The 19301-nt window shown below is 71.7% G+C and carries 17 protein-coding genes and 1 riboswitch; of the genes, 12 read left to right on the top strand and 5 right to left on the bottom strand.

From position 1 onward, the window contains the following. Positions 1-79: 79 nt before the first annotated feature. The 8 genes from ACYQ8Q_RS27285 (at position 80) to ACYQ8Q_RS27250 (ending at position 9383) form a co-directional block, all read left to right on the top strand. On the top strand, positions 80-1483 hold the full coding sequence (locus ACYQ8Q_RS27285; RefSeq protein WP_460068508.1) for a sensor histidine kinase: 1404 nt from the start codon (positions 80-82) through the stop codon (positions 1481-1483). Between the two features lie 198 nt (positions 1484-1681). Beyond that, positions 1682-2353: a response regulator transcription factor gene (locus tag ACYQ8Q_RS27280; protein WP_358992212.1), complete on the top strand. Its 672-nt coding sequence runs from the start codon at positions 1682-1684 to the stop codon at positions 2351-2353. Positions 2354-2627: 274 nt separating this feature from the next. Further along, on the top strand, positions 2628-4580 hold the full coding sequence (locus ACYQ8Q_RS27275) for a 2-oxoacid:acceptor oxidoreductase subunit alpha (protein WP_460068507.1): 1953 nt from the start codon (positions 2628-2630) through the stop codon (positions 4578-4580). After that, positions 4570-5622 (top strand): 2-oxoacid:ferredoxin oxidoreductase subunit beta, encoded by a 1053-nt coding sequence (locus ACYQ8Q_RS27270; RefSeq protein WP_460068506.1) that lies wholly within the window; start codon positions 4570-4572, stop codon positions 5620-5622. The genes ACYQ8Q_RS27275 and ACYQ8Q_RS27270 overlap by 11 nt, the downstream gene beginning before the upstream one ends. A 140-nt stretch (positions 5623-5762) precedes the next feature. After that, positions 5763-6617, top strand: coding sequence for an SDR family oxidoreductase (locus ACYQ8Q_RS27265; RefSeq protein WP_460068505.1), 855 nt, complete (start codon positions 5763-5765; stop codon positions 6615-6617). Between the two features lie 145 nt (positions 6618-6762). Further along, the gene (gene rarD / locus ACYQ8Q_RS27260; RefSeq protein ID WP_460068504.1) at positions 6763-7713 is read left to right on the top strand and encodes an EamA family transporter RarD; all 951 of its coding nucleotides are present in this window, start codon (positions 6763-6765) and stop codon (positions 7711-7713) included. A 131-nt stretch (positions 7714-7844) separates the two neighbouring features. After that, positions 7845-8309 carry a VOC family protein gene (locus ACYQ8Q_RS27255; protein WP_460068503.1) on the top strand — a complete coding sequence of 155 codons (465 nt, stop codon included), beginning with the start codon at positions 7845-7847 and terminating at the stop codon, positions 8307-8309. A gap of 132 nt (positions 8310-8441) precedes the next feature. Continuing rightward, the gene (locus ACYQ8Q_RS27250; RefSeq protein WP_460068502.1) at positions 8442-9383 is read left to right on the top strand and encodes a M28 family metallopeptidase; all 942 of its coding nucleotides are present in this window, start codon (positions 8442-8444) and stop codon (positions 9381-9383) included. Positions 9384-9422: 39 nt separating this feature from the next. Here ACYQ8Q_RS27250 and ACYQ8Q_RS27245 read toward each other — a convergent pair whose 3' ends face one another. Next, entirely contained in the window at positions 9423-11066 is a 1644-nt protein-coding gene (locus ACYQ8Q_RS27245; protein ID WP_460068501.1) for a tetratricopeptide repeat protein, read from the bottom strand. Positions 11067-11245: 179 nt separating this feature from the next. Here ACYQ8Q_RS27245 and ACYQ8Q_RS27240 point away from each other — a divergent pair, with 179 nt between their 5' ends. The 3 genes from ACYQ8Q_RS27240 (at position 11246) to ACYQ8Q_RS27230 (ending at position 13619) form a co-directional block, all read left to right on the top strand. Then, positions 11246-11770 (top strand): DUF6668 family protein, encoded by a 525-nt coding sequence (locus tag ACYQ8Q_RS27240; RefSeq protein WP_460068500.1) that lies wholly within the window; start codon positions 11246-11248, stop codon positions 11768-11770. 71 nt (positions 11771-11841) lie between these two features. Further along, positions 11842-12990, top strand: coding sequence for an amidase family protein (locus ACYQ8Q_RS27235; protein WP_460068499.1), 1149 nt, complete (start codon positions 11842-11844; stop codon positions 12988-12990). A 44-nt stretch (positions 12991-13034) separates the two neighbouring features. Further along, the gene (locus ACYQ8Q_RS27230; RefSeq protein WP_460068498.1) at positions 13035-13619 is read left to right on the top strand and encodes a flavodoxin family protein; all 585 of its coding nucleotides are present in this window, start codon (positions 13035-13037) and stop codon (positions 13617-13619) included. A 16-nt stretch (positions 13620-13635) separates the two neighbouring features. Here ACYQ8Q_RS27230 and ACYQ8Q_RS27225 read toward each other — a convergent pair whose 3' ends face one another. The 4 genes from ACYQ8Q_RS27225 to ACYQ8Q_RS27210 form a co-directional block, all read right to left on the bottom strand. Beyond that, on the bottom strand, positions 13636-14586 hold the full coding sequence (locus ACYQ8Q_RS27225; RefSeq protein ID WP_460068497.1) for an ABC transporter permease: 951 nt from the start codon (positions 14584-14586) through the stop codon (positions 13636-13638). Next, positions 14573-15511, bottom strand: a complete 939-nt coding sequence (locus tag ACYQ8Q_RS27220; protein ID WP_460068496.1) for an ABC transporter ATP-binding protein — start codon at positions 15509-15511, stop codon at positions 14573-14575. The genes ACYQ8Q_RS27225 and ACYQ8Q_RS27220 overlap by 14 nt, the downstream gene beginning before the upstream one ends. A 100-nt stretch (positions 15512-15611) precedes the next feature. After that, the gene (locus tag ACYQ8Q_RS27215) at positions 15612-16901 is read right to left on the bottom strand and encodes a LolA family protein (RefSeq protein ID WP_460068495.1); all 1290 of its coding nucleotides are present in this window, start codon (positions 16899-16901) and stop codon (positions 15612-15614) included. A 260-nt stretch (positions 16902-17161) separates the two neighbouring features. Further along, positions 17162-18172, bottom strand: a complete 1011-nt coding sequence (locus tag ACYQ8Q_RS27210; RefSeq protein ID WP_460068494.1) for a polyprenyl synthetase family protein — start codon at positions 18170-18172, stop codon at positions 17162-17164. A gap of 436 nt (positions 18173-18608) precedes the next feature. Then, a riboswitch (cyclic di-AMP (ydaO/yuaA leader) is annotated at positions 18609-18807 on the top strand. Between the two features lie 3 nt (positions 18808-18810). Here ACYQ8Q_RS27210 and ACYQ8Q_RS27205 point away from each other — a divergent pair. After that, positions 18811-19281, top strand: a complete 471-nt coding sequence (locus ACYQ8Q_RS27205; RefSeq protein ID WP_358992240.1) for a transglycosylase SLT domain-containing protein — start codon at positions 18811-18813, stop codon at positions 19279-19281. The last annotated feature ends 20 nt before the right edge of the window (positions 19282-19301 follow it).

Below are 19301 nucleotides of genomic sequence, written 5' to 3'. Positions count from 1 at the left end.
CCATGGCTCCCAAGGGCCGCGCCGAGGAGGGTGGAGGTAGGGGACAGCAGCTCCGCGACGAGCAGAACGGACGGCGCCGATGGCCACGCGGTATGGGCAGTACGAGCCTTACGAGTCGTACGGTGACGAGTACGGCGATGAGTACGGCGCCGGGCGCGAGGGGGCGTACGGGGGGCATGGGATGCGGCGGCGTCGGCTGCCGGCCGTGCTGCTCGAGCCGGTCAGCGGGCGGCACTGGCGGGAGCTGGCCTATGTGCTGCTCGGTTTTCCGCTGAGCGTCCTGCTGTTCGTCTTCACCGTGACCATGCTGTCCGTCGGGGCGGGGCTGCTGGTGACGTTCCTCGGCATCCCGGTGCTGGCCGCGGGGCTGGCGGCGTGCCGGGGCTTCGGGGCGCTGGAGCGGGCGCGGGCGCGGGGACTGCTGGGGCTTCAGGTGCGGGATCCGGAGCCGTTGCGGGTGCGGGGGCGGGACGGGCGGGACGGGCCGATGGCGTGGATGGGGGCGGTGCTGAAGAGCGGGAGCTCGTGGCGGCACGCGCTGTTCGTGCTGGTGCGGTTCCCGTGGGCGGTGTTCTCGTTCTGTGTGACGGTCACGGTGTGGGCGTTCGGCTGGACGATGCTGACGTATCCGCTGTGGTTCTGGCTGTTCCCGCTGTACGGCGGGCAGGACGGGCTCCAGCTGTACGGCGACGAGCATCACCAGGTGTATCTGGACAACCCCTTCGAGATCACCGTCACGGCGTCGGTGGGGCTGCTGGTCACGCTGGCCACGCCGTGGATCGTGCGGGCGCTGACGACGGTGGACCGGCTGCTGGTGCACGGGCTGCTCGGGCCGTCGCGGCTGGCGTCGCGGGTGGTGGAGCTGGAGTCGGACCGGGGGGTCGTGGTGGACACGGCGGCGGCGGATCTGCGGCGGATCGAGCGCGATCTGCACGACGGGGCGCAGGCGCGGCTGGTGGCGCTGGCGATGGATCTGGGGCTGGCGAAGGAGAAGCTCCAGGAGGATCCGCAGGCGGCGGCGCGGATGGTGGACGAGGCGCACGGTGAGGTGAAGACGGCGCTTCAGGAGCTGCGGGATCTGGCGCGCGGGATTCATCCGGCGGTGCTGACGGACCGGGGGCTGGACGCGGCGCTGTCGGCGGTGGCGTCGCGGTGCACGGTGCCGGTGCGGGTGGAGGTGGATCTGGGGGCGGCCCGGCCGGTGGCCGCGATCGAGGGCATCGCCTACTTCACCGTGTCGGAGCTGCTGCAGAACGTGAGCAAGCACAGCGGGGCCGGGTCGGCTTCGGTGGAGGTCTGGCGGGTGGAGGACCGGTTGATGGTGCAGGTGGTGGATGACGGGGTGGGCGGTGCGCAGATCTCCGGGGGGTCGGGGTTGGCGGGGCTGGCGGAGCGGTTGGACGCGGTGGACGGCGTACTGGTGGTGGATTCGCCGGCCGGGGGGCCCACCCGGGTGGTGGCTGAGCTGCCCTGGCGGACGTGAGCGTTCTCCGCGACACCCGGCCGGCTCCGCACGGTGAAGGCCCCCGTGAGGGCCCCCGGCCCACCCTTTTCTCGCCGCCCCTCATCCCCTTCTCGCCGTCCTCCCGCGCCGTCGGTCCATTGGCAGGTGCGGGACGCCTCTTTGCTGGAATGCTGGAGGTGTTCGACTTGACGGGTGGACGGCTGGGGGGCCGGGAGCGTGGAGGACAGGGTGCGGGTGGTCATCGCCGAGGATTCGGTGCTGTTGCGGGAGGGGCTGACCCGGTTGCTCACCGACCGGGGGCATGAGGTCGTGGCCGGAGTCGGGGACGCCGAGGCGCTGCTCAAGACGGTCACCGAGCTGCACGACGAGGGTGCGCTGCCCGACGTCGTCGTGGCCGATGTGCGGATGCCGCCCACGCACACCGACGAGGGGGTGCGGGCCGCCGTACAGCTGCGCAAGGAGCATCCGGGGCTCGGGGTGCTGGTGCTGTCACAGTATGTGGAGGAGAGGTACGCCACCGAACTGCTGGCCGGTTCCAGCCGCGGCGTGGGATATCTGCTCAAGGACCGGGTCGCCGAGGTGCGGGAGTTCGTGGACGCCGTGGTGCGGGTGGCGTCCGGGGGGACCGCGCTCGATCCGGAGGTCGTCGCGCAGTTGCTGGGGCGCAGTCGTCAGCAGGATGTGCTCGCGGGTCTCACTCCGCGTGAGCGGGAGGTGCTGGGGCTGATGGCCGAGGGGCGGACCAACTCCGCCATCGCGCGTCAGCTGGTCGTCAGCGACGGGGCCGTCGAGAAGCACGTCAGCAATATCTTCCTGAAGCTCGGACTCTCGCCCAGTGACGGGGATCACCGTCGGGTTCTAGCAGTTCTCACCTATCTCAATTCATGACCGAGTGGGACTGTGGCTCGACGATGACTCGAAGGTGATCAGAGCCGCGCTCGACGTCGTTCCTCGCGTGAACCGGGGAACTCGGTCGGTGCGTCTTCCGGGGCGACACCGTGGGGCGGGAAATCATGACAAGTCGGGGTGCCGGGCCGTCTCAGGGCAGTGACCGTCATACGAACGGCCGAGGGAAGGCGACCCTTACAGACGTAGGGTTGATCCAGGGAGGGCCTTCGCGAAGACCCCTCCGGGACAGCCACCTCGAGGGAGGTCCAGTTCAGTGACCAGTCGGGTCAGCAGCGCAACGGGACAGACCGGGCAGGCCGAGCAGGCCGACGGGACCGTCGTGGGAGAACAGCGCAGACCGGACGGGACGGCGAAGGACGTACGCCGTCTCGACCGGGTGATCATCAGGTTCGCGGGTGACTCGGGTGACGGTATGCAGCTCACCGGTGACCGCTTCACCTCCGAGACGGCCTCGTTCGGCAACGATCTGTCCACCCTGCCGAACTTCCCGGCCGAGATCCGCGCGCCCGCAGGCACTCTCCCCGGCGTCTCCTCGTTCCAGCTGCACTTCGCCGACCACGACATCCTGACCCCGGGCGACGCGCCCAATGTGCTGGTCGCGATGAATCCGGCGGCCCTGAAGGCGAACATCGGGGACGTGCCGCGCGGCGCGGAGATCATCGTCAACACCGATGAGTTCACCAAACGCGCCATGCAGAAGGTGGGGTACGCGGCCTCGCCGCTGGAGGACGGTTCCCTCGACGGTTACCAGCTCCACCCGGTCCCCCTGACCACGCTGACCGTCGAGGCCCTCAAGGAATTCGACCTCACCCGCAAGGAGGCCGAGCGCAGCAAGAACATGTTCGCGCTCGGCCTCCTGTCGTGGATGTACCACCGGCCCACCGAGGGCACCGAGAAGTTCCTCAAGTCGAAGTTCGCCAGGAAACCGGACATCGCGGCCGCCAATATCGCCGCCTTCCGGGCCGGCTGGAACTTCGGCGAGACGACCGAGGACTTCGCCGTCTCCTACGAGGTCGCCCCGGCGGCGAAGGCCTTTCCCGTCGGGACCTACCGGAACATCTCCGGGAACCTGGCCCTCGCCTACGGGCTGGTCACCGCCTCCCGGCAGGCCGATCTGCCGCTGTTCCTGGGGTCGTACCCGATCACCCCGGCCTCGGACATCCTGCACGAGCTGAGCCGGCACAAGAACTTCGGTGTGCGCACCTTCCAGGCCGAGGACGAGATCGCCGGCATCGGTGCCGCGCTGGGGGCGGCCTTCGGGGGATCCCTCGCCGTCACCACCACGTCCGGGCCGGGTGTGGCGCTGAAGTCGGAGACCATCGGGCTCGCGGTCTCGCTGGAGCTGCCGCTGCTGGTCGTCGACATCCAGCGCGGGGGTCCCTCGACGGGGCTGCCGACCAAGACCGAGCAGGCCGACCTGCTCCAGGCGATGTACGGGCGCAACGGCGAGGCCCCGGTGCCGGTCGTCGCCCCCTGCACGCCCGCCGACTGCTTCGACGCCGCCCTGGAGGCCGCGCGGATCGCCCTGACGTACCGCACCCCCGTCTTCCTCCTGTCCGACGGCTATCTCGCCAACGGCTCCGAGCCCTGGCGCATCCCCGAACCGGACGAGCTGCCCGATCTTCGGGTGCAGTTCGCCTCGGGGCCGAACCACACCCTGGACGACGGCTCCGAGGTCTTCTGGCCGTACAAGCGGGATCCGCAGACCCTCGCCCGGCCGTGGGCGATCCCGGGCACCCCGGGCCTCGAACACCGCATCGGCGGCATCGAGAAGCAGGACGGCACCGGGAACATCTCCTACGACCCGGCCAACCACGACCTGATGGTCCGCACCCGCCAGGCCAAGATCGACGGTATCGAGGTCCCCGACCTGCGGGTCGACGACCCGGACGGGGCGGGAACCCTGGTGCTGGGCTGGGGGTCGACGTACGGGCCGATCACGGCCGCCGTACGACGGCTGCGGGCGGCCGGGGAAGCGGTCGCGCAGGCCCATCTGCGGCATCTGAACCCCTTCCCGCGCAACCTGGGCGAGGTACTCAGGGCCTACGACCGGGTCGTCGTCCCCGAGATGAACCTCGGCCAGCTCGCCACCCTCATCCGGGCGAGGTATCTGGTCGACGCCCACTCCTACAACCAGGTGAACGGCATGCCGTTCAAGGCGGAGCAGCTCGCCACGGCGCTCAAGGAGGCCATCCATGACCACTGAGCCACTCCACCTCGTGCCCAAGGCCGAAGGCCGGCAGTCCATGAAGGACTTCAAGTCGGACCAGGAGGTGCGCTGGTGCCCGGGCTGCGGCGACTACGCGATCCTCGCCGCCGTCCAGGGGTTCATGCCGGAACTGGGGCTGGCCAGGGAGAACATCGTCTTCGTCTCCGGCATCGGCTGCTCCTCGCGCTTCCCGTACTACATGAACACGTACGGCATGCACTCGATCCACGGCCGGGCCCCGGCGATCGCGACCGGGCTCGCCACCAGCCGCCGCGACCTGAGCGTCTGGGTGGTCACGGGTGACGGGGACGCGCTGTCCATCGGCGGCAACCACCTCATCCACGCCCTGCGCCGCAACGTCAACCTCAAGATCCTCCTCTTCAACAACCGGATCTACGGACTCACGAAGGGCCAGTACTCCCCCACCTCCGAGGTCGGCAAGATCACCAAGTCGACGCCGATGGGGTCGCTGGACGCCCCCTTCAACCCGGTCTCCCTGGCCCTCGGCGCCGAGGCCTCCTTCGTCGCCCGGACCATCGACTCCGACCGCAAGCATCTGACGGAGGTGCTCCGGCAGGCCGCCGCGCACCCGGGCACGGCGCTGATCGAGATCTACCAGAACTGCAACATCTTCAACGACGGCGCCTTCGACGCGGTCAAGGACAAGCAGCAGGCCGAGGAGGCCGTGATCCGGCTGGAGCACGGGCAGCCGATCCGGTTCGGGGCCGAGGGCGGCAAGGGCGTCGTCCGGGACGCGGCGACCGGTGATCTGCGGGTCGTCGCCGTGACCGCGGAGAACGAGGGGGACATCCTGGTCCACGACGCGCACGCGGCGTCCCCGACCACCGCCTTCGCGCTCTCCCGGCTCGCCGACCCCGACACCCTGCACAACACCCCGATCGGTGTCCTGCGCTCCGTCGAGCGGCCGGTCTACGACACCCAGATGGCCGACCAGCTCGACACGGCCGTCGAGCAGCACGGGAAGGGCGATCTGGCCGCGCTGCTGGCGGGCGGGGACACCTGGACGGTCGTCGGCTGAGCCTCCCCAGGAAAGATCACCGCAGCTCAGAGGCACTTACCTTGATATCAGTACCTTACCTTGAAGTGGGTACTTTCGCTTAGTTAGCGCTCCCCCTAGGGTGGGTGGCAGACCCGCTACCCCCCTAGGAGTTCTGAGCCATGAGCATCGTCGTCACCGGAGCCACCGGAAAGCTCGGCCGCCATGTCGTCGAGCAGCTGCTCGAGAAGGTCCCGGCGGAGCAGATCACAGCCGTCGTGCGTGACGAGGCCAAGGCCGCGGACTTCGCCGCACGCGGCGTGAAGCTCGTGATCGCCGACTACAACACCCCCGAGACCTTCGACGGCCTGTTCGCGGCCGGCGACAAGGTGCTGCTGATCTCGGGCAACGAGTTCGACAAGGGCCGCCCCGCACAGCACCAGGTCGTCATCGACCGGGCGAAGGCCGCCGGGGTCGCGCTGCTGGCGTACACCAGCGCGCCGGGCACGCTGAGCGCCGCGCTCGCCGACGACCACCGCGCCACCGAGGCGGCGCTGACCTCCTCGGGCGTGCCGTACGCGCTGCTGCGCAACGGCTGGTACCACGAGAACTACACCGAGCAGCTCGCCCCGGTCCTGGAGCACAACGCGGTCGTCGCGTCCGCCGGTGAGGGCCGGGTGTCCTCCGCCTCCCGCGCGGACTACGCGGCCGCCGCCGTCGCCGTGCTGACCGGCGAGGGTCACGAGAACAAGACGTACGAGCTGGGCGGCGACGAGGCGTGGAGCTTCGCCGAGTACGCGGCCGAGCTGAGCCGGCAGACCGGCAAGGAGATCGTCTACAACGCGGTGCCCGCCGAGGCGCTCGTCGGCATCCTGACCGGCGCCGGACTGCCCGAGCAGTTCGCCACGATCCTGGTCGGCGTGGACGCGTCGATAGAGAAGGGCGAGCTGGTGGTCGACAGCGGCGACCTCTCGCGTCTGGCGGGCCGCCCGACCACCCCGCTCGCCGAGGCGATCACGGCCGCGCTCAAGGGCTGACCCGCCCCCGTACGGCCTGCGGACCTCCCCGCCCCCGCCTGTCATGACCGTATGGCGATACGGGCATGACGGACGGGGGTCTTCGGCGTTACCTTCGAGCACGCGTGCGTGAAGGCACGCGAGGAAGCGAGAGGGAGGGGCGCCCGTGGCCGGGTCGTCGAAGGGTGAGGGCCGGATAGGTCTGCTGAACGGCTTCGCGGCGTACGGGATGTGGGGGCTGGTCCCCCTGTTCTGGCCCCTGCTCAAGCCCGCCGGGGCGGTGGAGATCCTCGCCCACCGCATGGTGTGGTCCCTCGCCTTCGTGGCCGCGGCCCTGCTGGTCGTACGGCGCTGGGCGTGGGCCGGGGAGCTGCTGCGGCAGCCGCGCCGGCTCGGGCTGGTGGTGATCGCCGCGGCCGTGATCACGGTGAACTGGGGTGTCTACATCTGGGCCGTGAACTCCGGGCACGTGGTGGAGGCCTCCCTCGGGTACTTCATCAATCCGCTGGTCACCATCGCGATGGGCGTGCTGATCCTGAAGGAGCGGCTGCGGCCGGTGCAGTGGGCGGCGGTCGGCGTCGGTCTGGCCGCGGTGCTCGTGCTGACCGTCGGGTACGGCCGTCCGCCGTGGATCTCGCTGTGTCTGGCGTTCTCCTTCGCCACATACGGCCTCGTGAAGAAGAAGGTCAACCTCGGCGGGGTGGAGTCGCTGGCCGCGGAGACCGCGATCCAGTTCCTGCCCGCGCTGGGCTATCTGCTGTGGCTGTCGGCGCACGGCGGCGCCACGTTCGCCTCCGAGGGCGCCGGTCACGCGGCCCTGCTGGCCTCGACCGGTGTGGTCACCGCGCTGCCCCTGGTGTGCTTCGGGGCCGCCGCCATCCGGGTGCCGCTGTCCACGCTGGGGCTGCTGCAGTATCTGGCGCCGGTGTTCCAGTTCCTGCTCGGGGTCGTCTACTTCGGCGAGGAGATGCCGGCGGAGCGGTGGGCCGGGTTCGGGCTGGTGTGGCTGGCGCTGGTGCTGCTGACCGCCGACGCTTGGCGCTCCGCGCGGCGGCCGAAGGGGTTGGGTGAGGTGGCGTCGGCTTCTCAGGTGCCGTCTGCCGCGGTGGACGTGTGACTGGGGGCTCTGCCCCCAGGCCCCCGTTCGGCCCTGAAGGAACCTCGCCTCAAGCGCCGGACGGGCTGGTGATGCCGGACTCGGCCTGAAGGTCGGACCGAGTGTCAGTGGCGGCTGGTTAAGTGGGGCACATGACTGAGACGCCCTCGCCCGTCCACTGGAAGCTCGTCGTCGACGCCGCCGATCCGCACGCCCAGGCCGATTTCTGGGCCGGGGCGCTGCACTACGCGGTGGAGGACAACAGCGCGCTCGTCGAGCGGTTGCTGGCGGCCGGTGCGCTGCCGGGGGCGGCGACCGTGGAGTTCCATGGCCGTCCGGCCTTCCGGGACCTGATCGCCGTACGGCATCCGGAGGACCCCTTCGACGCGGACAGCGGGACCGGGCTGGGGCGGCGGCTGCTGTTCCAGCGGGTGCCGGAGGCGAAGACGGTGAAGAACCGGCTGCATCTCGATCTGCACCCCGGTGCGGGGCGTCGGGCCGACGAGGTGGAGCGGCTGCGGGCGCTGGGGGCGCGTGTGCTGCGCGAGGTGAAGGAGCCGTCCGGGGAGTGGACCGTGATGGCCGACCCGGAGGGGAACGAGTTCTGCGTGCAGTGAGTACGTCCGTCCGGAATGTGAACCTCATGTCCTGATAGCGCTCTTGACGTGCCGTTGGTGGAGCGTTCACCATCCTGTGACCCCATCCACTGTGGAATCCCTGTGATTCCCGCGGAATTCGGAGCCCCCCACATGAAGCTCTCGGTTCCCGGGCGTACGGCGGCCGCCTGCGCCTGCTCGATTGTCATGCTCCTGACTGGCGGAGCGATAGCCGACGCGGCGCCCGCACCCCTGGCCGCCGCCCCCGACATCCCCGTGGCGAACGTCAAGGCCCACCTCACGCAGCTGCAGTCCATCGCCACCGCCAACGGCGGCAACCGCGCCCACGGCCGGGCCGGCTACAAGGCCTCGCTCGACTATGTGAAGGCCAAGCTGGACGCCGCCGGGTACACCACCGTCATCCAGCAGTTCACCTCCTCCGGCCGCACCGGCTACAACCTGGTCGCCGACTGGCCCGGCGGCAACACCGACCAGGTCGTCATGGCCGGCTCCCACCTCGACAGCGTCACCGCGGGGGCGGGCATCAACGACAACGGCTCCGGTTCGGCGGCCGTCCTGGAGACCGCCCTCGCGGTGTCCCGGGCCGGCTACCAGCCCACCAGGCATCTGCGGTTCGCCTGGTGGGGCGCCGAGGAACTGGGCATGGTCGGCTCGCGGTACTACGTCAACAACCTCTCCTCCGCGAACCGCGCCCGTATCAGCGGCTACCTCAACTTCGACATGGTCGGCTCGCCGAACCCCGGCTACTTCGTCTACGACGACGACCCGACCATCGAGAAGACCTTCAAGGACTACTTCGCCGGCCTCGGCGTGGCGACGGAGATCGAGACCGAGGGCGACGGCCGCTCCGACCACGCGCCCTTCAAGAACGCGGGCGTTCCGGTGGGCGGGCTGTTCAGCGGCGCCGACTACATCAAGACGGCGGCGCAGGCGGCCAAGTGGGGCGGTACGGCCGGGCAGGCCTTCGACCGCTGCTACCACTCCTCCTGCGACACCACTTCGAACATCAACGACACCGCGCTGAACCGCAACGCGGACGCGCTCGCGTACGCGGTGTGGACCTTGTCGTCCTGACCCGCCCGTCCTGACCCGCCCGGCCTGCCGACCCGGTACTCAGGACCTGCGGGCGCGTTCCGCCAGCCGGAGCATCCGGGCACGGGCCGACTCCAGCTGCTCGACGTCCTCGGCGGCCGGACCCTCCTCGGTCGTCAGCTCCGTCCACAGGCCGAGGAGTTCGGTGCCCAGGTTCAGGCCCTGCAAGGGGTCGCGCACGGCACGCCAGGCCGCCGCCGCGCTCTGGACGTTGCCGTACGCGGCCTCGCCGTCCCGGGCCCGGCGGCGGATCCGGGCCAGGTCCAGGGAGACATGGAAGGCACGCAGCGGGTCGCCCGCCAGGTAGGCGATGTAGGCGCTGAGTTCACGGAGCCGGAGCACCTCGGGGTGCTCCGGTCCCAGCGTTCCCGAGGCCTCCAGCACGGTCCGCTCGGCGAGCCCGGCGGCCACGTCGATACGGCCCGCCCGCACGGCCTCGTTGATCTGCGCCATCGGCTCCCCGAGCAACGCGGGGGCGCCGTCGGTGCCGGGGAGGGTGCGGGGGTCGTCACCGAGAACCGCTTCCGCCACGGCGTCGAAGCCACGGGCGGGGGTCGGCTTGGGGTCGGGGTCGAGCACGGCGGCCGACTCGCGGTCGGGGGTGAAGGCGAGGAGTGGCTTCAGCTCCGGCTCGGGGGTGGTGAAGGCGGCTTCCGGAAAGCGGTGCGGGGCATGCTCCGAGGCGCGGTCCGGGGTGGCGGGCACCCCGGGCTCCGGGAAAGGGGACGGCGCGTGCTCCGGCGAGGCGGGCACCGCGCCGGCCGACTGGAGGTCCATGGCCGGGGGCGGACCGAAGACTCCCGTGGGAGCCGCGACCGTGCCCGGGGCCTGCGCCGGGGGAAAGACCGGGCCACCCCCCTCCGGCTCTTCCGGCGCCTGCACCTGCCGCAGAACGTGCGTGGGCTTGTCCGACCGAACTCCCTCGTCACCGAGCCCACGAGCTTCCGCACCCGCGATCACCGGGGCGACCGGAGCAGCCGGGGCCGTCGGGGCGGTCGGGGCCGCCGGTGTCGCCGGGGTCGCCTGGGCAGCCGGGGTCGCCAGAGCCGTCGGACCGCCCAGGACCGGAAGCGCCACCGTGGGCGCGGCCGGGGCGATTGGGCCGACCGGGGCCGCCGTGGTCGCCGAGTGCGCCGAGTGCGCCGAGTGCGCCGAGGCGATCGGAGCGCCCGGGCCCGCCGGAGCGATCGGGGCGTCCGGGGTCGTCGGAGCGATCGGGGCGTCCGGGGCCGTCGGAGCGGTCGGAGCACCTGGGGTCGCCGGGGCGGGCGGGGCCGTCTGGGCGGTCGGGGTGTTCGGGGTCGTCGGTGGGGTGAGGGGCGCCGGGGGCGAGGACGGCGGCTGGGCTGCGGACACCGCCGGGGCCCGCAGGGGTTCCGCGGTGAAGTGGCTGGAGCCGTCCGTCTCGATGCGGAGGGGGACGACGTAACCGATGCGCTCGTCGTGAACCGTGGCGAGGACGGGGTGCCCGGTGGCGAGGGCGATGCGGTGCAGCTGGCCCAGGACGGCGTGCTGGATCTCCTCGCCGTCGGTCGCCGCGACCGGCACTCCCCCTATGGTCGCCGGGCCGCCCGCGCGGACGTGGACGTCGAGCGGCGCGACCACGGCGGCGGACCATCCGGCGCGGCTCTGTTCCCGCTTCTTCTCACGACTGAGTCGAGACATCGGTTCCTCACTCGGATGCGTCGTCACGCTCCGGGTCGTCCAGGTGCGCGTACGCGTGCACGTACTGTTGAGTCTCTCTGTTCGCTCCCGGCCGGTGCGTCACCACGACGTCACAGCCTCGTTCCAAGGACCCACGCCGGGCTTGCCGGGAGCGCCCACCAGAAGGAGGGGGTACGGCCATGGGGACGACCGGGACGACTCAGGCACCGGCGGAGCGGCCGGGGCCGGAGATCTGGCTGCGCGGTCCGGTTGCCGTACCGGAGCCGCCACCGGGACCGTACCACTCAACCGCCGCTCCCCGCCGCTTCTCCTGGCTGGCCGCGCACGGCGGGGCCGGCGCCTCCACGCTCGCGGCGGTCTACGGCGGCCACGACTGCGGACGGGACTGGCCCGCCCCCGGTGATCCCCCGTCCGTCCTGCTCGTGGCGCGGACGCACGCGACCGGGCTGGAGTCGGCCCTGCGCGCCCTGGAGGTCTTCCGGCGCGGAGAGGTCCCGCAGGGGCTCGACCTGGACGCGGTGGTGCTGGTCGCGGACGCGCCGGGGCGGCTGCCGCGGCCGCTGGCGCAGCGGATCCGGGTCATCGAGTCGGCCGTCGACGTCCACCGGGTGCCGTGGGTGACCGAGTGGCGCCTCGGTGACCTGGGGGGCGTGCCGCCCCGGGAGACGGAGGCGCTGGCCCGGCTCACGGGAGTCAGGCGCTGAACGGGGGGACCCACCGGGCGCCGTCGGCGGTCGGGATCGCCTCGGCCGTACGGGACGGGCGGCTGCGGGCCGTGGACGCGGTCACGGAGGCGCTGGCACGGATCGCCCGGGTGGACCCCTCATTGAGTTCCTTCGCCGAGGTGTGGGAGGGGGCGGCCGTCGAGCGGGCGCGCGCGGTGGACGCGCGGGTGGCGGCTGGTGAGCGGCTGCCGCTGGCCGGGGTGCCGATCGGGGTCAAAGGGCGGCACGGGCTGCGGGCGGCGGGGCCGTTGCTCGCCGCGGGCTGTGTGCCGGTGGGGGCGACGGCGGTGCCCGGTCCCGGTACGCCGTGGCAGACCTGGGGCGTCGGCGCGTACGGCCGTACCGTCAACCCCTGGCGGGCGGACCGTACGCCGGGCGGGTCCTCCGCCGGGTCGGCGGCGGCGGTGGCGGCCGGGCTGGTACCGCTGGCGACGGGCAGCGACGGGGCGGGCTCGGTGCGGATCCCGGCGGCCTGGTGCGGGGTGATCGGCCTGAAGACGACGAACGGCCGGCTGCCGTCCCCGGACCCCACGGGTCTCGCGGCCCCGGGCGTGCTGGTGCGGTGCGCGGCGGACGCGGTGGCGTACTGGCGGGCGATGACGGGGGCGGCGGCCGAGGAGGCGCTGTCCTCGCAGGTCACCGCCGCGCTGTCCGAGGGCACCGGCGGGCTCGCGCCGGTCACCGCCGTGTTCTCGCCCGATCTGGGGTTCGCCTCCGCCTCCCCCGACCCCGAGCCGCTGGCCCTCGCCCGGGCCGCCGTCGGGCGTCTCGCTGCCGCCGGTGCCGTACGACTGCTGCCGGGCGAGTCGGCCGTACGGCTGGAGGATCCCGCGCCCGCCTGGCTCGCGTTGCGCGGGGCGGGGGGCGGCGACCCGGGTGAGGCCGGGCGGATCCGGGAGGTCAACGATCGGCGGCTGGCCGCTCTCTTCGCCCGGGCCGACCTGCTGCTGACGCCGGCCACACCGAACGCCGCGCATGGTCACGAAGGCCCGGGTGAGCGGTACTCCACCGCGCTGACCTGGGCGTTCAATCTGAGTGGGCATCCTGCGGCCAGCCTTCCGGCGGGGATCGGGGCCGACGGCTGTCCGGTGGGGGTGCAGCTCGTCGCCGCGCGGGGGCGGGAGGAGACGCTGCTGGCGGTGATCCGGGCGGCGGAGAGCGCCGGGGCTCTTCCGCAGGATACTTGCATGCGCATATGATGCAGGCGCGGATTATTATCGTACGCCGATCACCTGGGGGAGTCATGGGCCGACGTTTTCTCTTCGTCCTGGGCAGCAGCCGTACCGACGGCAACACGGAGACGCTGGCCCGCAGGGCCGCCGAGCAGCTCGACCCCTCCGTCGAGCAGACCTGGTTCAGCCTCGCCGAGCGTCCGCTGCCCGACTTCGAGGATCTGCGGCACGACAGCGACCACGTCCGGCCGACCGAGGGGAACCTCGCGGCGCTGCTCGACGCGACCCTGGCCGCGACGGATGTCGTGATCGCCTCGCCGCTGTACTGGTACTCGGTGTCCACCCAGGTCAAGCGCTATCTGGACCACTGGTCGGGCTGGCTGCGCACACCCGGCGTCGACTTCGGGACCACCATGGCCGGGCGCACGCTCTGGGGGGTGACCGTGCTCGCCGACACGGAGGCCTCGGTCGCCGATCCCCTGGTCGGCACGCTCAACAACTCCGCCGCGTATCTGGGGATGCGGTTCGGCGGTGTGCTGCTCGGCAACGGCAGCAAGCCCGGTGACGTGCTCGCCGACACCGGGGCGCTGGCGCGCGCGAAGTCGTTCTTCGGGGGCGGGGCCCCACTCGCGCGCTTCCCTCACCAGACGCGCTGAGGGCTCTGCCGTGGCCCTATGACGTGACGTCCTTCGTGGTGAACCGGGCCCAGGCCGCCGAGCCGAACACCGCCACGTACAGGCCCTGGAGGCCGAGGTTCTTCACCAGGTCGTCCCAGTAGACGGGGTCGCGGACCAGGTCGGCGAAGGACAGCCAGTAGTGGGAGAAGAGATACGGCTGGATCGCGTGGAGCTGGGGGATCTGGTCCAGGATCTGGATCGTGATCAGCAGACCGACGGTGGTCGCCATCGCGGCGATACCGCTGCCGGTCAGCGTGGAGACGAACAAACCGAGCGCGGCCACGCCGGTCAGCGAGGCGGCCACGACCAGGGCGATCAGCAGGGCCCGGCCCAGTCCGTCGGCGAAACCGATCGTCGTACCGGAGATGGTGGTGACGTCTCCCAGCGGGAACAGCAGCGCGCCCACCGTCAGCGCCGAGAGCGCGACCACGAGGGTGGCCACCAGACAGAAGGCCAGCACGGTCGCGTACTTGGTGAGGAGCAGGCGGGTGCGGCCGGCCGGGGCGACGAGGAGGTAGCGCAGGGTCCCGGCGTTCGACTCGCCGGCGATCGCGTCGCCCGCGATGACGCCGATGGCCATCGGCAGGAAGAATGGCAGCGTCGCGGCCAGCGCGGTGAACACCAGGAACAGACCGTTGTTGGTGACCTGGGCGATGAAGGCCGGACCGCCGCCCCCGCCGCCACCGCCGGGTCCCCCCGGTCCGCCGGAGGACCCGTCACCGGTCTCCATCTTCACGGCGATCCCGATCAGCACCGGTACGGCCGCCAGGACGCCGAGCAGCGCGAGGGTGCGCCAGCGGCGGAAGGTGATCAGCAGCTCGCTGCGGAGCAGACCGAGCGACCACCAGGGGCTCGGGCGGCGGACGGGGCCGGCCTCCGGCTCGCGCGGGCCTTCGGCGCTCTCCTTGTCCGCCGGTTCCGCCTCCCTCGGCTCAGCCCGCGACATCGAAGCCCTCCCCCGTGAGTGCCACGAACGCGTCCTCCAGGGAGGCACGTTCGACGGTGAAGCCGCGGACCCGGACACCGGCCGTCACCAGCGCGGCGTTGACCTCGGCGAGATCGCGGTCCGGGGGCTCGGCGGCGACTCGGTCCTCCTCGGCGGTCACGTCCGCCGCGCCCTGCTCCTTCAGCACCCGCGCCGCCTCCGCGGGGTCGGGCGTGATCACCACCAGCCGGCCGCGCGCACCCGCCGCCAGTTCGGCCACCGGGCCCTGGGTGATCAGCCGGCCCTGTGCCATCACCGCCACATGGGTGCACACCTGCTCGATCTCGTCGAGGAGGTGGGAGGAGAGGAACACGGTCGTGCCGTCCGAGGCCAGTTCCCGCACCAGGGAACGGATCTCCCGCATGCCCTGCGGGTCGAGGCCGTTGGTCGGCTCGTCGAGGACGAGGAGCCGGCGCGGCTGGAGCAGGGCGGCGGCCAGGCCGAGCCGCTGTTTCATGCCGAGCGAGTACGCCTTCGCCTTCTTCCCGGCCGCCGCCGTCAGCCCGACCCGCTCCAGCGCCGCGGCGGCACGGGTCCGCCGGGTGCGGGGGTCGGCGGTCGGGTCGGCGGCGTCGTAGCGCAGCAGGTTGTCCCGGCCCGAGAGGAAGCCGTACAGCGCGGGGCCCTCGATCAGTGCGCCGACCTGGGGCAGCACGGTGCGCGCGGCCCGGGGCACGGGCCGCCCCAGGACGCGCGCCGCGCCGGACGTGGGTTCGATCAGGCCCATCAGCATGCGGATCGTGGTGGTCTTGCCGGAGCCGTTGGGACCGAGGAAGCCGAAGACGCTGCCCGCCGGGACCGTGAGGTCGAGGCGGTCCACGGCGAGCTGGCCGCCGTGGTAGCGCTTGGTGAGGGCGTGGGTGTGGATGACGGGTTCGTCATCCATGGGCTCTCCCTTCCCTATCCATGGGCTCCCCCTTCGTCCATGGGCTCCCCCTTCGTGCGCTTCCCCCGGGTCTGCGGGCTCCGAGGCCTCCTGCTTCGCGTTACTTCGCGGAGTCCGCCGCCTTCACCAGGGCGTCCTTGGTGACGGCGCCGACGTAGATCCTGCCGTCGTCCGTGACCAGGGCGTTGATCAGCCGGGTGGAGAAGACGGTGCCGGAGCCGAACTTGCCGCTGACCTTGTCGCCGAAGGAGCCGAGGAAGCCGCTGAGGGCGCCGCCGGCGTCGGAGCCGAGTTCGGAGTTGAGCTCGGAGTCGGAGGGGACGCCCTTGCCGCCGGTCTCGACGACGGCGACGGAGGTCCAGCCCTTGCCGAGGACGTCGAAGCCCTCGGGCTCCTCGCCGGCGCCGGTGCGGCCGTCCGCTCCGCCGAGGCCTTCGAGGCCCTTGGGGAGGTCCTCGGGCAGGTCCTCGCCGGACGCGCCCGGCTTGCCGGAGTCCTTCGCCGCCTCGTCGGCCTCGGTGACCTTGGCGCCCTTGGGCGGGGTGAAGTCGAAGGTGGAGGCGGCGGGCTTGGCGAAGGTGACCTGGGTGAAGCCGGCGTCCACGACGGCGGCGCCGCCGCTCGACGGGGTCAGCGTGAACTTGAGCGGCAGCCCGGTCTTCGCGTCCACCGCCACACTGATCGCGCCGACCGTGGAGCCGGACTGCTTCGGCTTGATCAGCAGCTTGTAGGCGTCACGGCCCGCGACATGGACCGTGCCGTCGACGGTGACCGAGGTGGTGTCGTCGACCGCCTTGAGGGCGTCCTCGGTGAGGTCCTTGGGGGTGGCCGGCGGCTCCGCTTCCTCGGCGCCCTTGCCGGCGCTCTCGTCGGTGGTCGCGTGGTAGACCTCGTTGGTGGCGCTGTCGTAGCCCCACACGTCCTTGCCGTTGTGGATGACGCTGTACTCGGCGGCGTCCTCGACCAGGGAGAGCTTCTGCCGGTCGGGGCCGTCGGAGGCCACCCGCAGCGTGTGGGTGCCGGAGGCGAGTTCGGTGAGCTTGGCCGAGGGGTCGGCCGACGATCCGTCACCGCCGTTGCCCGCGACGCCGGAGAGCAGACCGCTCTCCAGGCCGCCGAGGTCGGGCAGGCCGAGGTCGGTGGTGATCTTCACGGTGCCGGACAGCTGCTGCACGTCCGAGGCCGCGATCTTGTCGAGGAGCTGCTGGGCGGTGATCTTCGGCAGGTCGGGGTCGCCGGAGTCGGCGAGCGCCGGGACCAGGCCGATCGTCGCCGCGGCGACGCCGATCACGGTGACCGGGACGACGTAGCGCACGGCCTTGCGCCGCCCGACGCGCAGGTCGTCCGTCTCCCCGGCGGTCGTGCTGTCGTCGGTTGCGTTCGGTGCCATGTGTGCCTTACCTCCGTCGTCGGCGGCGGCTGGTCATCTCACGGAGAGCGTCCCCGCCCCGTGCCGCCATTCTCACCCGAATCGGTGAGGAGTGGTGTTCTCCGTGGTTCCCATCTGACCAAATCCCACATGAGGAGGCGTCACCCCACGGACTCAACTCCGCGTACACCTGGGGTATGACACGAGGGACGCCGGGGCCCTTCTCCCCTTAGGGGTCGGGGACGACGAGCGCGCAGGGCTTTCGGGGATGTCCGGGGGCGTCAGCCGGCGCGGTGGACGACGGCGTCGCAGAGCGCCATGAGGGCCGCCTTCGCATCGCACTCCGTGAGGGGGGCCAGGGCGGCGCGGGCCTCCTCCGCGTAGCGCACGGTGTCGCGGCGGGCCTGCTCCAGCGCCGGGTGGGCGCGCAGGGCCGCGACCGCCTCGGCGAGCCTGGCGTCGTCACTCAGGTCGGAGTCGAGGAGCTCGCACAGCGCGAGGTCCTCGGGCAGCGCCTGCTGGGCCGCCCGCTCGCGCAGCCGCAGCACCGGCAGGGTGGGGACGCCCTCGCGCAGGTCGGTGCCCGGGGTCTTGCCCGACTCGTGGGAGTCGGAGGCGATGTCCAGGACGTCGTCGGCGAGCTGGAAGGCGACCCCGAGCCGCTCCCCGTACTGGGTGAGCACGTCCACCACCGTCTCATCGGCGCCCGACATCATCGCGCCGAAGCGGCAGGACACCGCCACCAGGGAGCCGGTCTTGCCGCCGAGGACGTCGAGGTAGTGGTCGACCGGGTCGCGGCCGTCGACCGGGCCGGCGGTCTCCAGGATCTGGCCGGTGACCAGCCGCTCGAACGCCTCCGCCTGCACCCGCACCGCCTCCGGGCCGAGGTCGGCCAGGATGTGCGAGGCGCGCGCGAAGAGGAAGTCGCCGGTGAGGACGGCGAGCGAGTTGCCCCAGCGGGCGTTCGCGCTGGGCACACCGCGCCGCACCGCGGCCTCGTCCATCACGTCGTCGTGGTACAGGGTCGCCAGATGGGTGAGCTCCACGACGACCGCTGAGGGGACGACCCCCGGCGCGTACGGGTCGCCGAAGCGCGCGGCGAGCATCACGAGCAGCGGCCGGAACCGCTTCCCGCCGGCCCGCAGCAGATGCTGGGCCGCCTCCGTGATGAACGGGACCTCGCTCTTGGTGGCCTCGAGCAAGCCTTCCTCGACAGCCGCCAATCCGGCCTGGACATCGGCTTCCAGAGCCTGGTCCCGCACGCTCAGCCCAAACGGCTCGACGACGGTCACGAGGAGTCTCCTGTCTGCTGGTGTCTATCGGCGGCTACGCGGTTTGTCGATAGGTCTCTGCGCTCACTCAAGTCAGCGTATCCGGTCAGGTTTCGATCACCGCCAGCCCCCACGGTTACAGCCCGGACAGGCCCTATGAGAAGGGGCACCCCTTAAGCCGCCATCTGGGTTTATTGCCCGATTCACCCCTCTTGTGGACTCCGGTGAGTTGCCTCACTCGCCCAGCCGAACCGCCCCCCTTCCGGCCCCCCTCCGTTCCACCCCGACACCTCGGTCCGCACGGGCGAGTTGATGCTTTGCAGCCACAAAGGATCAAGCACCTCATAGACCGCGGATCAAGGTCAATAGGGGTTAACCATGAATTCGCCACTTGTTCCGGACATGTGCTCTCGCATACGTTCCCGGCCTGTCGGGCGGACGCCTAATCCTGCCGCCGCCCGGACACCCACCGAGAACACCACGGCAGGAGCGGGGGAACCAGGTAAGTCGCCGCACCGGTCGAACCGGGCCGTGCCTTTGGGCATGCTCCGGACAGACCGATACGGCTTGGGGTGAAGTCGTGTCCGTGAGGGCACGGCCGGGCAGCTCCCGCCCGAACCCGACAGCTCACCTCGCAGGCGACGGAGAGGAACTTCGCCATGCCTGCTCAGCCCCGACGCGCCCGCCGTCTCGCCCGCACGCTCGCCGTCGCCGCCACCGGCGTCACCGTGCTCGCCCTGCCGATCCTCGGCGCGACCACCGCCTCCGCGGCCACGCCGACCGTGGCCACCGCCACCAGCCTCGGCTACGCCAACAACCTCGACGGCTGGATCCGCGCCTCGCTCCAGGTCATGGCGCAGCACGGGATCCCCGGCACCTACAACGGCATCTACCGCAATGTGATCCGGGAGTCCTCGGGCAACCCGTCCGCCGTCAACCTCTGGGACTCCAACGCGGCCGCCGGCACCCCCTCCAAGGGGCTGCTGCAGATCATCGACCCGACCTTCAACGCGTACCACGTCTCCGGCACGTCCTGGGACCCGTACGACCCGGTCGCGAACATCACCGCGTCCTGCAACTACGCGGCCGCGCGGTACGGCTCGATCGACAACGTGTTCGGCGCGTACTGAGCCGACCCGCGACTACCGGC

It is taken from the genome of Streptomyces sp. YKOK-I1, assembly GCF_054660435.1.
This window is presented reverse-complemented; position numbering and strand designations above follow the sequence as displayed.

Bases quoted from the DNA above. Each gene is read 5' to 3' on its own strand.
- ACYQ8Q_RS27285 (WP_460068508.1), top strand. From the start codon at position 80: ATGGCCACGCGGTATGGGCAGTACGAGCCTTACGAGTCGTACGGTGAC.
- ACYQ8Q_RS27270 (WP_460068506.1), top strand. From the start codon at position 4,570: ATGACCACTGAGCCACTCCACCTCGTGCCCAAGGCCGAAGGCCGGCAG.
- ACYQ8Q_RS27265 (WP_460068505.1), top strand. From the start codon at position 5,763: ATGAGCATCGTCGTCACCGGAGCCACCGGAAAGCTCGGCCGCCATGTC.
- ACYQ8Q_RS27255 (WP_460068503.1), top strand. From the start codon at position 7,845: ATGACTGAGACGCCCTCGCCCGTCCACTGGAAGCTCGTCGTCGACGCC.
- ACYQ8Q_RS27250 (WP_460068502.1), top strand. From the start codon at position 8,442: ATGAAGCTCTCGGTTCCCGGGCGTACGGCGGCCGCCTGCGCCTGCTCG.
- ACYQ8Q_RS27245 (WP_460068501.1), bottom strand. From the start codon at position 11,066: ATGTCTCGACTCAGTCGTGAGAAGAAGCGGGAACAGAGCCGCGCCGGA.
- ACYQ8Q_RS27240 (WP_460068500.1), top strand. From the start codon at position 11,246: ATGGGGACGACCGGGACGACTCAGGCACCGGCGGAGCGGCCGGGGCCG.
- ACYQ8Q_RS27230 (WP_460068498.1), top strand. From the start codon at position 13,035: ATGGGCCGACGTTTTCTCTTCGTCCTGGGCAGCAGCCGTACCGACGGC.
- ACYQ8Q_RS27225 (WP_460068497.1), bottom strand. From the start codon at position 14,586: ATGTCGCGGGCTGAGCCGAGGGAGGCGGAACCGGCGGACAAGGAGAGC.
- ACYQ8Q_RS27220 (WP_460068496.1), bottom strand. From the start codon at position 15,511: ATGGATGACGAACCCGTCATCCACACCCACGCCCTCACCAAGCGCTAC.
- ACYQ8Q_RS27215 (WP_460068495.1), bottom strand. From the start codon at position 16,901: ATGGCACCGAACGCAACCGACGACAGCACGACCGCCGGGGAGACGGAC.
- ACYQ8Q_RS27205 (WP_358992240.1), top strand. From the start codon at position 18,811: ATGCCTGCTCAGCCCCGACGCGCCCGCCGTCTCGCCCGCACGCTCGCC.